The 14,122-nt window shown below is 48.6% G+C and carries 6 protein-coding genes; 2 read left to right on the top strand and 4 right to left on the bottom strand.

Translation table 11 applies throughout. The annotated features are described in order from the left end of the window. Positions 1 to 46 precede the first annotated feature (46 nt). Complete coding sequence (locus QMA35_RS09420) at positions 47 to 1,180, bottom strand: hypothetical protein (protein WP_281646894.1); 1,134 nt, start codon at positions 1,178 to 1,180, stop codon at positions 47 to 49. A gap of 194 nt (positions 1,181 to 1,374) precedes the next feature. Here QMA35_RS09420 and QMA35_RS09415 point away from each other — a divergent pair, with 194 nt between their 5' ends. Next, positions 1,375 to 3,153, top strand: a complete 1,779-nt coding sequence (locus QMA35_RS09415) for a hypothetical protein (RefSeq protein WP_281646893.1) — start codon at positions 1,375 to 1,377, stop codon at positions 3,151 to 3,153. A gap of 68 nt (positions 3,154 to 3,221) precedes the next feature. Then, a complete protein-coding gene (locus QMA35_RS09410) occupies positions 3,222 to 5,135 on the top strand; it encodes an ATP-binding cassette domain-containing protein (RefSeq protein WP_281646892.1) in 1,914 nt (637 codons plus the stop codon). On the opposite strand, the gene QMA35_RS09405 is transcribed toward QMA35_RS09410, so the two are convergent. The 3 genes from QMA35_RS09405 to QMA35_RS09395 all read right to left on the bottom strand — a co-directional run bounded on the left by QMA35_RS09405 (position 5,136) and on the right by QMA35_RS09395 (position 14,068). Next, positions 5,136 to 5,819, bottom strand: coding sequence for a metal-dependent hydrolase (locus QMA35_RS09405; protein WP_281646891.1), 684 nt, complete (start codon positions 5,817 to 5,819; stop codon positions 5,136 to 5,138). It abuts the gene before it with no gap. A 160-nt stretch (positions 5,820 to 5,979) separates the two neighbouring features. Next, positions 5,980 to 6,420 carry a universal stress protein gene (locus tag QMA35_RS09400; protein WP_281646890.1) on the bottom strand — a complete coding sequence of 147 codons (441 nt, stop codon included), beginning with the start codon at positions 6,418 to 6,420 and terminating at the stop codon, positions 5,980 to 5,982. 295 nt (positions 6,421 to 6,715) lie between these two features. Then, positions 6,716 to 14,068: an AAA family ATPase gene (locus tag QMA35_RS09395; RefSeq protein ID WP_281646889.1), complete on the bottom strand. Its 7,353-nt coding sequence runs from the start codon at positions 14,066 to 14,068 to the stop codon at positions 6,716 to 6,718. Positions 14,069 to 14,122 lie beyond the last annotated feature (54 nt).

Raw genomic sequence — 14,122 nt, 5'->3', positions numbered from 1 at the left:
GATGAAAAAGTCAGGGGTGCTTACGAGCAGCTGAGTAACTATGGAGCTATCGCCGCCTGAAAGTGTCCGCGGTATTGCGGAAGGAGAGGGACTCAATAGGGAGCGTCAGGGCGTCTGGTTTATGTCGTGCGGCAATCCAGACCTGCACAAACAAGCCATCTTGAATGGTGGCGGGTTGATGGCTATTGGTGCGCACCTTAATGCGCCGGGAGCGATTGGCCAGGCTGATGGAGGGGCTGACAGACCAAACCTTGCCGACCATGATGTTGTCTGTCGGTATGGAGGCTCGAGCACTTTGATAGAGAGCATTGCTGTTGGCGCTGACCCAGGCAACCTGATTTTCTTGCAGCATGCGGGCCGACTGTTCTGGAATGTCGAGGGTGATTTCAAAACGATTATCATCAACGACAACAATAGCCGAAGCACTTTCTCGATCACTATTGCTGGCAACGCCGGCGGGTGGATAATAATAATTGCCTTCACGCAGGTTCATAACGGTAATCAAGCCATCAAAGGGGGCAAACAAACTGTCTTTGCTGAGGGTGACCCGTGCACCTTCCAGCTCCGCCGATAGGCTTTTGATCTCTGCGCGGGCCGAGGCTTCCGCACTTGTTGCCGCGCTGACGGCGGCTTGAGCATTGAGCAGGGCAGTGCGGTCACGATCGAGGGTGTCCTGGGATATCAGCCCGTCTTTGAGCAGTTGCTCGGTACGGTTAAAAGCTATCTCGGCCAGATTCAGGTCGTTATGGCTGCGCAGAGTGTTGGCCTTGGCCTCTTCACTGCGCTGGCGGGCAGACTGCAGACGAGCGGCCAGGCTATCGGCTGTTGCTGAGGTAGTGCGGGAATCCATACTGGCCAGATGCTGGCCTTTTTCTCCGGGAACCTTTGGGCCGGATACCCGCGAACCTTCCCGTAAGCTGGTGTGGTTTTCATCGTCTCCGATAGCGACAACTTTGCCCGCCCGTTCGAAGTTCAGGAACGCTTTGCGCTGGGCTTCTGCTGTGCCTTCTGCAAATACCCAGGCTGTGAGTGGTTTAGGTTCAACGGTAATGGCGCTGACCGTGGTAATCCGCTCCTGAGTATTCATTGCCGGTGGTTGCATGTAGCCATTCAGGCGATAGGCAGCCAATGACGTTACAGAGAGGACCACCGCAAGCCTGATAAGGTTTCGTTTTTTCATAGTTATCTTGGGGGAGGAAAGGAGAAATACCCTATTTGTAATGCTTTCATAATACATACATTCACAAATGTATGTAAGTTTAAGGTGTCTATTTCAGCTTTTTTTGAAGGGGTTTGCTTGCAGCACTGTTAGTGTAAATGCCACGCCAGTCAATTATTTTTGAAGCCTTTGTATTTCGCAAGAAAGGTGTATAAATGAGGCCATTGACAGCTACGCTGAAGAGTTTTTTGCCTTACATTACCGGACAGCAGGAAGCAAGAAGTTTCTCTTTGCCTGGCGTACCATTCTCCAATGTTCGACTTGCTCCTCTGGATTTTACTCAATGCAATCATTGTCTGGATCGGCGGATAGTTGCAAAACTCCCATGCGGACACAATCTGTGCTCTATTTGTGTTGAAGGGAGAACCAGCTCTGAAAACAAGGAAGATATTCTTTGCCCCTGTTCACAAAGCATTGTCCCTTACAGAGTAAGACTCTGCTTTTGCCTGGCAGGGCTCTTTACCTCAAAACTGGCATATCTCTCTGCCTCAGAAAAAGTGCTGTTAGACTCTCTGCTGCAGGCTGTTCGTTCCACTGATGAAGAAGAAAGAAGTGAAGCCTTGAACCGCGCCTACTCGATTGTGGTGTGCAAAGGTAAGAAGATTGATTTAGAAGCTTGGCATTTCGGGCTGGATAGAGAAAACCCAGTCAGCCTGTTTCACCTTGCTGTATTCAGTAACGACACAGAGCTTGTAAAAGCCATGATGTATCATAGTGGTGTGCTTTTGGGGGATGGATATGCGGACTTATTACCGTGGTTCTATAGAAACCATCCGATGGGAGAGAGGGCCGGGCCAAATAGCACAGTCCTGCCGATGATTGAGCTTCTTGTACAAAATGGAGTCGTTAACTGTAAAGACAATGGGTCAAGTCTATTTCGTTTGGCTCTGGAAGCGGCAGATACTAAGGTGCTTCAGTTTCTTATTGAATCAAACGCCACTCCTGACCCTCTGAACTGGGAGTATGCCTTCCTGGCTCCCAATGCAGAAATACTCGAACTCTTGATCAAAGAAGGAATCAGCTGTGAAGAGGTTAATGCTCTTGGAGAAACAGCACTTCACAACGTCATACGCACACAAAAATCACCCTCTAACATCGAGATGATCAAGGTCTTTATTAAATATGATAAAGGTAACTTTTTGGCTATTAATGACCGGGGTGAGACTCTTTTGGATATGGCGATTGAGCGATGGGATAGAGGTTTAATTTGCACGCTGCTCGCAAGACACACAACACAACAATGGTTAGAAGCATCCCGGAAAGACAGCTCTGTAAATAAGCTTGCAACACAGGCCTATTGTCTGAAAAAAGGGAAGTCATTGGATATAACCAAAAACCTTATAGATGGCTGGGTGAAAAATTCAGGCCATAGCGCACAATCGCTGGCTCGCTTGCCCTATGATGATACAAATGAAACTCTGTTTGAACTTGCTTGTCGCATAGGGAATACCGAAATTATTGAAGTCCTGACAGGCTATGGCTGCTCTCTCTTTACAGCTGAAGATGGTCGTCGTCCTCCTATAGATATTTGGTACCAATCTCGGGCTAAGATTTCCGAAAATGAAACGATTGAGCTTTTAAGTTGGTTGACTTCAAAGAGATACTTTCAGCAGAACTTTGACGAGCGTGGCAGCAGAGTGAACTGGCCGGTTGATGAGCATCATAACACTCTATTATCTCTTGCGGTTCAGGCAGGCTATAAACGGGCAGTAAGCCATCTAATAGCTTCAGGTGCTGATCCTTACGTCACCAACAGCTATGGCAAGAAACCTATAGATTATGTTAGTGATGATGTGCGCAGAGACATTAAAATCCTGTTAGTCTACCCGAACTGGGCATTTCTGCAGTCTTCGCATTCTCGAAAACGCCCAGGCCTCACTCTCGAAAGTGCACCAGCCCCGAAACGCACCAGAGAAATTTGCCTGGTCATGTAGCGAAGATTTCAGGCCGACAGGAAAAGCGTTATCCTAGCGCCATTTTTGTATAGACGGACCTCAACTCCATGCCTTTGTTACGTTTCGACGATGTTTCTGTCGCCTATGGTGACCAGCCACTGCTGGACAAAGCCAGCTTCCAGATTGAACCCGGCGAGCGGGTGTGTCTGATCGGTCGCAATGGTGCCGGTAAATCCACACTGATGCGGTTGGCTTCCGGGAAGATCCTCCCGGATGATGGTGTTGTACGCAAAGACGACGGCGTTAAAGTCGGCTGGCTTAACCAGGATCTGCCACTGGCGGATGATCAAACGGTATATGATGTCGTAGCTGGTGGACTTGACCGTGCAGGTAAGCTTTTGGCTGAGTGGCATACGCTGGCGCACCACATTGAAACCGATGCAGATATGAAGCGTTTTGAACGCGTTCAACATGAGCTGGAAGCCTTGGATGGCTGGCAGTTACAACAACGTGTTGACCAGATTCTCGAACGGTTGCAGCTGCCTGCGGACAAAACCATGGGTGAGTTATCTGGTGGTTGGCGTCGTCGGGTGGAACTGGCCCGAGCTCTGGTCTCTGATCCTGATATTCTATTGCTGGATGAACCGACCAACCATTTGGATATCATCACTATCGCCTGGCTGGAAAAGCAGATGAAGGATTTCCGTGGGGCGCTGTTATTTATTACCCACGATCGGGCATTTCTGAAATCTCTCGCTACTCGCATTATTGAGCTGGATCGCGGCAATTTATCCAACTGGGAGTGCAACTATGAGGAGTATTTGGAGCGTAAAGCCCATGCTCTGGAGGTTGAGCAAACCCAGAATGCTTTGTTTGATAAGAAGCTGGCTCAGGAAGAAGTTTGGATACGACAGGGTATTAAAGCTCGTCGTACTCGGAATGAAGGTCGGGTAAGAGCATTGGAGAAGCTACGCTCTGAGCGAATGGAGCGTCGCAACCTGCAAGGCAAAGCTGACTTTAAAGTTGAGTCGGCTGACCGCTCCGGAAAACTGGTTGTTGAAGCGACAGGCCTGACTCACGGTTACAGTGATGGCCTGTTGATGAAGGATCTTGATTTCACCCTGATGCGAGGTGACAAGATCGGTTTGATTGGTGCCAACGGTGTCGGTAAATCCACTTTGCTGAAAATCCTGTTGGGGGATCTTGAACCCCAGAATGGCGAAGTGAAGCGCGGTACCAAGATGGAAGTGGCTTACTTCGATCAAATGCGTGGCCAGCTTGATCTTGAGAAAACGGTTATTGATAACGTTGCAGAAGGGCGGGAGAAAATCTCCATTAATGGCCGGGATCGACATATCATCAGCTACTTGGAAGATTTTTTATTCCCTCCCCAGCGTACCCGGGTACCTGTAAAAGCATTGTCTGGTGGTGAGCGTAATCGTCTGCTTCTGGCTCGCCTTTTCAGTAAACCTGCCAACGTACTCGTGCTCGACGAACCGACCAACGATCTGGATGTGGAAACTCTGGAGCTGCTGGAAAGTATTCTGGTTGAATTCCCAGGCACAGTATTGCTGGTGAGTCACGATAGGGATTTTCTGGATAATGTCGTCAGCGGCTCTCTGGTCTTTGAAGGCAATGGAGTTGTTCGGGAATATATTGGTGGTTTTGAAGACTGGTTACGCCAGGGTGGTAGTATTGATCGTCTGTCTGCTACAGGTGATGGCGGTAAGGTCACGACCATGGAGGAAGTTTTAAAACCAGTAGAAACTCCCATTGCTGAACCAGCACCGGTTAAAAAGAAAAAGCTAAGTTATAAACTGCAGCGTGAGCTGGACATGCTGCCTGGTGAAATTGAGAAGCTGGAAGAAGAGTTAGCGTCACTCGAGGAGCAGACAGCTTCTAATGCCTTTTATCAACAGGATCAGGAGGCCGTGCAGTCAACTTTGGCGCGCCTCACTGAAGTGAACGAACGACTCGAAGCCAAAATGGAGCGCTGGAGTGAGTTGGAAGATATGCAGTAGTTAGCTCAACGCTTTCCATGAAGTTTGCACCAGTCTCTGCAGGACAACCTGCAGGGATTGGGGTTCTGGCAGCCACCAAAGTTCAGCGGCGCAGAGTGCTGTCATCACCACAGAGGAGGTCGGTGACTTTCTTGCAAAAGGTTTGATGGCGGAGCCAAAGGACTTTTTTACCTTTCCTTTTCCGATATTGATTGAGTAGAGTTCATCCAGTATCAGGTGAATAATAAATCCTGTTCCTGCAAATAACCCCATCATATAACCGGTTTGGACCGGCACACTCAGAAAATGGATTGAGATGAAAATGGTTGATAGCGAAGTGGCCAAAGCTGCCAGAAGGGAGTGGCAGTTACCCCTGTGAACCATGATTTTGCTGCACAGGGGAATAATCATCAAACGGAGCGCCAGAAGGGTCCCGGTTACTGTGGCAAGATTCCACAGTAGTGGGGTTGTTTCACTAAGATGATTCACCATAACTGCGGCAACAGCGACTAGAAATAGACTGGATAACAGCTGCAGGGAGAGTGAGCTTTCAGAATCGATATCGGGCAATAAACCGCTAAGTGTTCCAATACCCCAGAGAATCATCGCTGTCACTGGAGTGACCAGATCTGCATACAGTGCGGTGACTGACAGCGCACCAGTAAGAGTGCTGGCAACGATCAGGTGAGTCTGGAATGAAGCCATCGAGTATTGACGTGTAGTATCTGGCTGGAAATTACCCGATTGTAGTCGTTTACATTGGATAAAGATATGTAGGTTTCTTATCTAACTCTATGAAAAGTAGAGGTTTGCAGGATGGGATCAGTAGGGAGAGCTGCCATTGCAGCTCTCGTAAAATGGTTGATCAGCCGTGCTTGCCAACCCTTACAGCCAGTACATCACAAGATGCACCGTGAAGAATACTGGTGGAGGTTGAACCCAGAATCAGAGCAAGGCCGTGGCGTCCGTGACTACCGACCACAACAAGATCTATGTCTGCTTCTTCAGCGATACGGTGAACTTCCCGTTCCGGGCGCCCATAAACTACATGCTGCTCACCTTTTTCGACATGGATTTTGTCAGCCAGCTTGGCGATGCGTTCTCGTGCCTGTTGGGTAATTTCATCTTGAAGAGTAGTGAGATCTAGGGGGATATCGCTGCCATAAGCAACACTGAGAGGTTCAACAACATGAACGAGGGTGAGCTTGGCGTTGTTGGCTTCGGCGATGCTGCGCGCCTTTTCCAGAACCGCATCAGCTTCTTCGGTCAGGTCAATGGCCACCAGAATATGTTGATAAAGGCTCATGTTTGGATTCCTTAGGGCTCGTTATTGTCAAGTTCTTCCCAAGAACCCTTTAGCGGAATGCGCTGCAGGGGCTTGTTCCTCGGCTTGTTCACATATGATTCCTTGAGAACTGGCTTGAATCTACTCCATTCCTGCTCCTGTCTATTCCTGCTCCTGTCCGAGTAGCCCTCTCGAGTGTACCACGCCGAATCTGCCTCCAGTCTAAAACAAAACCGTACGCTGTGTGTGACTTGGCTCATCATTTTCCGATGAATACTTATATTTTCAGGGCATAAAAGCATTTTCTGCACAGCGTTCAGTTATAAAACCCATTGGGGGCGCTGAGTTGATGAACATCCTCAATGATTCCGCCAGGGTCATTAGCCCCCATCCGGTTTGTTGCCTTTTCCGGCTTTCCGAATTCGCGATCCAGTTCGAGCTGTCTTGCAAATCCCGAGCGGTAGTGTTCCGCCAGCCTGCTGGCTTTCTTGTGACTTTTATCTTTGTACTCTATCCATTCTGCCTGCTGTTCCAGAAAGGCGATCACGTCTTCTCTATCTATAGCTTCCAGCCAACCGCTAAAAGCCTTTTTAATGGACTGTTCTCCCAGAAGGCACAGGTTCTGCTGGTTAAAGGCCTGGGATGCCAGATGCTCCTGCATCAGGGCGCTCTTGCATTCAATGGAGAAATATTCAGGGTTTGATATTAAGGTAAAGAACTCTTCGAAGTTTGCAGTTTTGAACCATCCAGGTTTTTTGAGCCTGAAAGAGAAGGGGCTTATATCAGTGAAATCATATCGGGTGTAACTTCGATCTTGAACTGTTGGAAAAAGCAGTTTGACACTGTTGTTTTTTCCTTTGGCTTTCGTGTAAAGATAGTGAGCAAATGCTTTCCAGATGTATGGAAAATAGAAGTCACCCATCACATCACTTTTTAAAATATGTCCCGGAGGAAGTTCCCAGGTTGTCAGACCGTTATAATCAGGGGATTGCAGTTTTCTACTCAAGCACCCTTTGAATGTATGCATGAGCTCATGAACAGGTGCAATAATCATGGCAGGGCGTAGAACAGGCTTAGACTTGCTGATCTGAAAGGGAGACTGCTGCTGGATCATGCGCTCCAGGTTCAGCTTGCCTGGCGGTGTCATCCTGTAACCTATATCGGGCACCTCTCCCATCAACTGCCGATTCAGGGGAGTGGATTCCACATGGTGGAGCTTTTTCCAGGTAGCCTCGTACAGTCTCTGGAGAGGCGGTGTACGATGATTTGGTTTTATCTCGAGGCCTTTGTTCTGGCGTATTTCTTTGGTGAGTATCCCTTCGTAGTAATGAACCATATTTCTTTGCAGCTGAACGTCGTGAGCATGTTTCATAAGCACATTGACGCAGTGCACCGGAGACATCAGGAAGTCTGCGGGGAGCCATTTTTTTTGTACAACAAAATGTGTCAAGGTGCGGTGAATGCTCCAGATTTCCTCAGAATTTTCTTGAGTAGCCCTTTGGTCGAGATACCTAAAAAAACTAACGATAAACAATTGTTTGCGCTCGGTATCTGTACAGTAAGACCAGTACTCCTCCAGCCAGCGCTGTACTTCCCGCACTGTCAGGCTGCCATCGACAGCAATAACTGCGGAGGTACTTTGGCAGAATGTTTCTATCAAATAGCGGTATTTTGGGTGACTAGGCGGATATGTCAGCCATTTGGCGACAACTTCCGCAGTGTGGTCTGGCGAAAAACCAATTGCTTCCAAGGAGTTGTGAAGGGGTATGTCCGGAAAGTCCGGCTTTTCCTCAACGATCTTGCTGGGGTTTTTAACAACACCTTGCAGGTTAATGGAACGCCAGGTAAAACCTCCATTCTCTGAAATTTCAATACGCCCGGTACCAGCTTCACTATCAGTGATTCGGGCTGGAATACCAAACCAGGTTGCGAGTAGCCAGAAAGCGAACCTTTTCTGCTGCGGGGCATATGGTCTGTACAAAAACAACGCTTTTATTGTGTCTTTACACGTGCCGACGCATATGTCGCACTCTGTTTCGAATGACTGCAAAAATGTCTCTATAATCGTAAGTTTGTCTTCTAGCGGATAATCGCGGCAATAGCTGAGTTCTAAGAAAGATTCATAACGTTCGTTTTTTTCCTTTTTCCACTCATCACATAGCGCGTTCATGTGATGATTGACCCAGACTGCTGGCGACACGGAATTTTCCAGAAAGAGCTGTTCATTATCAACGATAAAACGGGAAGGTTCCGGCTCTATCAGAAAGTCGACATGATAATCTTCTCTCTGTTGGGCACCCGGTAAGTCGCCACCCCATAGTTTTATCAAGAACAGGCCAGTTCTTCGATCCTGAACAAGTTCAAATCTGCATGCGGGAGTCACTCTTATGCAGACTATTCGGGTTTGAGGGTGGTTTGCCAGCCCCGGTAAAATATGCCACTGGTTATCCCCCAGAGGGACTGCCTTCCGCCCCTGAACCTGGGGAGGGTGTACAAGAGTTGTGTCTGTGAGTTCTGTGTACTCAACATCACTGTAACCACATTCACTGAGGGGGTTCACTTTATAAAAGAGAGTCTCATCCTCATTATCGAAATCCGGTATAAGAATCTTTACCCGATTATCTGCTGCCGCCAGCCCTTTATAATAAGGCGTGACTGTATAGCTGCGGGTATCGTCTGCAGAAGGCAGAGCGAGGGATATCTGTTCTCTCCTTTGGGCTCCTGAAGGCAGAGCCAGGGAGGTTCTTTCTGTCCTTTGGGGTTCTGAAGGAAGTGGGCCGATATCAGTGGTGGTTTGGCAGCTCGTTGGCCATTCCTCTTTGATCGGCGTCGCCAGAATAACAAGAACTTCGCGATAAATAGCCAGTGAGGGTTTGAAAGCAATATCTGCAAGTTGTTTTTTTACCTGAAGAAGGATGGGCTGGTTGTCTCCCCTGTTCAGGGTTTTCTGTTCAATAAGTGTTGGTGAAAAATGTGAGATGATGGCCAGTTTCTGAGTTTCTGTCAGGGGAGCCGTGAGCAGTAATGACTGGGCAAAGGATTGCTTCCAGTAGGCCAGAACAGCCCTGGCCAGAGTATCTCCCCGTTGAGGAAATTCGGTAGGCATTCGTGACTCTTTCCAAAGGCCTTCAATAATAACTGCGGTGGCTCGAATGAATGCCTGCTCCGGGTTGAGACCGCAGCCGATACGTAGCTGGCCTGTTGCTTTGTCATAGGATTCTGGCTGGCCGTAAGTCATATAAATCGGGCCGGATTTTGGGAAGCAGTGGTAGAGTGTTTTTAACAATGCAGGCTGGCATGTTGATGACGCCGGGTCATCATCAGTCTCGTCAGTATCCATCTCTTCAGCCCTTGTTAAATCGCTTTGGGCGACGCCTGCCATCAGTAGGTAGGGGTGATACTGTTTTTGGAACAAAATCTGCACATCTTCGTCCGTGCAGTGCACGAGCCGGGAGAGATGCTCCAATAACGAAACAAGATCGCTGGTACAGGGAAGAGCAAGGCAACCGGACTTTATCGCCATTGCTCGAAGAGTGCAGTGTTGCCGGGTCACTGATGTGGCAAGCGTCTCATCCAGTTGAGTTCTGTTTTTGGCAATTCTCAGTAAATCACTGTCGCTGTAATCCCCAATTCTGTGTCGAACAAAACGGCTGTAGAGAGCAGGAGAGAACACCTCTCGTCCGGCAAACTCATGGGGGTTTATCGTACCTATCAAAAGAAATCCGGGGTGTGCATGTCCGGTTAAAAGGTCATTGAATTCTTCGAGATACTGGCTGGGGATCCTGTTTACCTCAGAGATCACAACAATATTTCCAGACTCCGCCGCTTCTCTGACGATCTCTTTCAGATCATCCCAGTGGCTCAGCCCGGCATTCATGTGAATGTAAGAGCGGTGATTCTGCTCTTTAATGACCATGTGATTATGGATATGCCGCCATAGCTCATCTTTCCCACGCCCTGGCGGTCCTTCAACCAGCAAGGCGTGTTTTCCTGGCATCAATTGGTTTTTTCGTACCTCTGACAGGTTTTTTTTCATCACCTGCCAGTATTTTTTGGCCAGAGCCCGAGTTGCTTCCCCCTCGAAGGTAAAGGTTGAGCTGAACGGGAGCGACCGGTAAAACTGATCAAACTCCTGCTCAGTCAGTTGATAAACCTGTTGCTCAATATTTGGGGCTGCATCTGCTGCGCAGATACCACCATGGATTTGATACCAGATGTACAGGCTATCCAGTTTTTGTCTGTCAGGGGGCAGTCCTCCAGCCAGGGTTTCATGGCAAGCCTTCCAGATCAGCTCGCTTAAAACCTGATCTGAAACGCATGTCTTTCCGTTTTGCAGCCACAGAGTCAGCAAGTCACAGATCTCATGGAGATCCCTTGCTGTCAGTTCATGATCTGGAAGTAATACCTGATACTGCTCCCATAGCAGCAGAATCTGTTCAATAGCCCTCTCTTTCTGCCCACCAGGATGGGAGGATTGCTCAAACAGAGGAGTCAGACTCTTTCCCAAAACACTGTGTTGGAGAACGTGTCGAGGTAGAGGTTGATAAAACAGTGTCACGGCCTGGTGGCGCAGAGAGGCTGGAAGTGATCTGCCCGGTGCTTTTTCTGTGTTCCCGGTCATGATGACTTTATGCTGTCTGGTGATCACAACACGTTCCCCTTTATAGGTGATATAAGGGGGAGTGCTGGCGAGCCCCTGAAAAATAGCCCATAGCTCAGGAGGTGCAAGATTGGCTTCATCAATAATCAGAATACAGCTTTCACCTTTTGCTACTGATTGTCTGGCCCATTGCAGAATAGGGCCTTCAACAGTCACGGTTTTTATATCACTGTATTTTTTCAACAGGGAGATGATTTCCTCACCATTGAGAGGAAAGCGTTTTTTTATCCTGCTCTTGCATGCGGGGGTGAGCTCAATGGTGAGGTATTCATCCTCATCCATGGTGTTTTCGCTGTCACACTCATCATGAATCAGCTGATACAGAGCCTGGACAACATCATTACCATAGCTCTCATTCAACGCCTGCACAGAACGCTCATTCAACGTGGCGACATGCACAGCCTTCTGGCTGCGCAGCAGGGTCGACTGGTTCGACTGAGGGCCTGGGTTAATAATGACAGGGGTCGTATTGCCTGCCAATTTTGAGGCAACGACATTGGCCGTATAAGATTTCCCTGAGCCTGCCTCACCTTTGAGGACAACAATATTGTTGACATCCAGTGCCTGCATCAGTTCCCGTTCGCGCACCTTTTCCCAGAGAGCAGGATTGCTGATTGAGGTGCGCTGCAGGTCGTCAACCAGGGAATGAAGACCTGAGTTAGAGTTATCATCCTCCATCGCTTCGGGCTGTTGTGTGGCGTTGTATCGTTGGGTTTTCCTGTATTGAATGGATTGCGCACACTGGGCGCGATCAAAGTCCGGTGGCAAACTTTTATGCAGATTGGACAGTCGTAAACGTTGGCTTAACAGCTTCCGGGATACCTCCGGGCAACAGGCCACCAACGCCCGGGCAATGGGTATATACAGGTGTGTCCTGGTGAAATCTTTGTTTGGGTATGTAGCCGGTGCTGGCCACTGGTTGACAGCTCTGGAGAGTTGCCAGAAGTGGCTTTTCAGGATGTCCAGATCAATCTCATAGTTGTGTTGTTGAAGAAAGGCTTTCAGACAGGTTTGGTCAACCCAGGGTGTTGATGGTTCGGGAAATCCTGAGGATGGGTCTGGTGGAAAATGCAGATCAAGCATCTGCTGTAGAAATGCGTATACCTCATCATGGCCTTGATACTCGTTGATGATGGCAACCTTGATAGCTTGACGCCAACACTCCTGCGTCAGAGTATCCAACTGCCAGAGTTCTTGCTCATGGAGAGCATATTTCAGGACTTTCTTCAGCACAGCCGGACAGTATTGTGGATGAGGGAAGGGCCAGAGCCGTCTTGAGCTGGATGACACGGTATGGAAGCATTCAAGAAACGTGTTTAACTGCAGACACTGCTTGCTGTTAACCGTTTTATCAAGCCCGTATTGGTCCAGCAGTGTCTCGCTCCACTGGGAAATAACACGGTTGGATGTTGGAAGCCTGGTCCACACTGGGGATTGGAAAGCTCTGCTATTTGCTCTGATGACATAAATTTGGGCTTTTGGAAAACTGTAACGTTTGCCGTTGATAATCAGGCAGCAGGGGCGTTGCAAAAGTCCTTCCAGCTGGTTTTGAAGCTTTTGATTACAGGTCAGGTTATTAATAATGATGGGCTGTCCACACTGGAGAGCCTGATAGAATCCTGAGGCTTTTGTCTCAAATGTTCGTCGACGAATAGACGCAATGTTGATATCACCGACAATGTCATGGAGTGAAAGATCGGGTGTAATCGTCAGCAGGAATGGCTCTTGCTTTTGTTTCTGCATAATATTGTGGCAGAGTTGCTCTGTCTCATGGTGTGGAAAGTCCACCCTGTAAACTGCAACCTGCTTAAGCATCTGCTCGTGCATCTGCTCATGGGGCTGGTCCCTGATAGAAAGAGGCTGTTCAGCTGGCGCGTCTGTACAGACTTTTACCGGGCCAGACAGTCGCCTTTTCTGTTGCAGTTTTCCGATCCTTTGTTCAAGGCGATGCCACTGCTCTTCCGATAACTTTGACGACACCCGCAGCCCAGAATGATTCTGAAGGATATCGGCGAGTGTGTCATAAATAATGCCCCTGTTATTAATCACAGCTGCGGTGGCCAGACACTCCTCAAAATTGTCTTCATTGATGATAAACATCGAGGCATCAGCCGGTTCACCCCATTGAAAGAATGTGTGGGGCTGGCTTGTTGTCCGGTTTTTGTCATCCAGTTGATGAAGATTGAGTGATCCGGTTGATATCTGTCTTCCGTTGGCCACGAAGTAACCTTTATGGCGCAGTTCCATAATGGCCAGTTCAAAATCAGGATTTCCCCAGGGTGCATTCTTGAGAACAACTTTCCGTTGAGTCTCTTGATTTTCCACTCCATGAAGGACTCCAGGCTGGTAGATTGCCTTGCCACCTGCATTAATAAGTGCTTTACCAAAAAGAAGAGCTCTCCAGTCGGGGCAGAATTGAAAATCAATAATCCAGTCGTTTTGGGTTATCTGCTGCGTGGTTTCCAGAACCGGGATGTCTTTCAGGGGCGCTTGAGTGTCCATCCCGTCCAGAGTCCAGGAATGGGTCGACTTGCACTGCCGCCTCCAAAAGTCCCCTCTGGCTTTACCGGTGCTACTGCCTCCCAGCTCGATATGCATATCTTTATTAACCATGACGACGCACTTGCACTTTTTTCCAAGTGCTCGTCCCTGGAAGGTCGGAACCTGATCAAACAGTTCATTAAGCTCTGCAAGATTCCCAGCTCCCATTTGACGGGTATCAATGAGCAGAACAAGTTCCTTCTCACTGTAAATGAGCCCTTCCTGCTCCTGCTGCTCTCCACCTTCATCGCTTTCAGGAAGGATGACCTGCCGCAGCAGTTTGTGGTCATCAAAGTCATTGGGGTGTCGAATCAGGAACACGGGAGCTTCGGGGTGCTTATTGGCACAGAGGTTCAGAAGATTTTGATAGTCTTGGTCGGTCTCAATATAAAACGTATCACTGATTAGCTTTTCCCACTTGGGGATGAGGGGTTCCGGCGAGGGAGGCGTTACTGGGTCTACTTCCATTTGGGAAGCAACAGATATCTCGCATATGCGCTTTTGCCTAATACCGGGCTGTTC

This window comes from Parendozoicomonas sp. Alg238-R29, assembly GCF_947331445.1.
Taxonomy (GTDB): domain Bacteria; phylum Pseudomonadota; class Gammaproteobacteria; order Pseudomonadales; family Endozoicomonadaceae; genus Sansalvadorimonas.
The sequence above is the reverse complement of the archived record's forward strand: the minus strand, read 5'-3'. Positions and strand labels throughout refer to the sequence as shown.

What these genes read in the sequence shown, in the direction of transcription:
- QMA35_RS09405 (WP_281646891.1), bottom strand. Translation starts at nt 5,819, where the DNA reads ATGGCTTCATTCCAGACTCACCTGATCGTTGCCAGCACTCTTACTGGT.
- QMA35_RS09410 (WP_281646892.1), top strand. Translation starts at nt 3,222, where the DNA reads ATGCCTTTGTTACGTTTCGACGATGTTTCTGTCGCCTATGGTGACCAG.
- QMA35_RS09415 (WP_281646893.1), top strand. Translation starts at nt 1,375, where the DNA reads ATGAGGCCATTGACAGCTACGCTGAAGAGTTTTTTGCCTTACATTACC.
- QMA35_RS09420 (WP_281646894.1), bottom strand. Translation starts at nt 1,180, where the DNA reads ATGAAAAAACGAAACCTTATCAGGCTTGCGGTGGTCCTCTCTGTAACG.
- QMA35_RS09400 (WP_281646890.1), bottom strand. Translation starts at nt 6,420, where the DNA reads ATGAGCCTTTATCAACATATTCTGGTGGCCATTGACCTGACCGAAGAA.
- QMA35_RS09395 (WP_281646889.1), bottom strand. Translation starts at nt 14,068, where the DNA reads ATGGAAGTAGACCCAGTAACGCCTCCCTCGCCGGAACCCCTCATCCCC.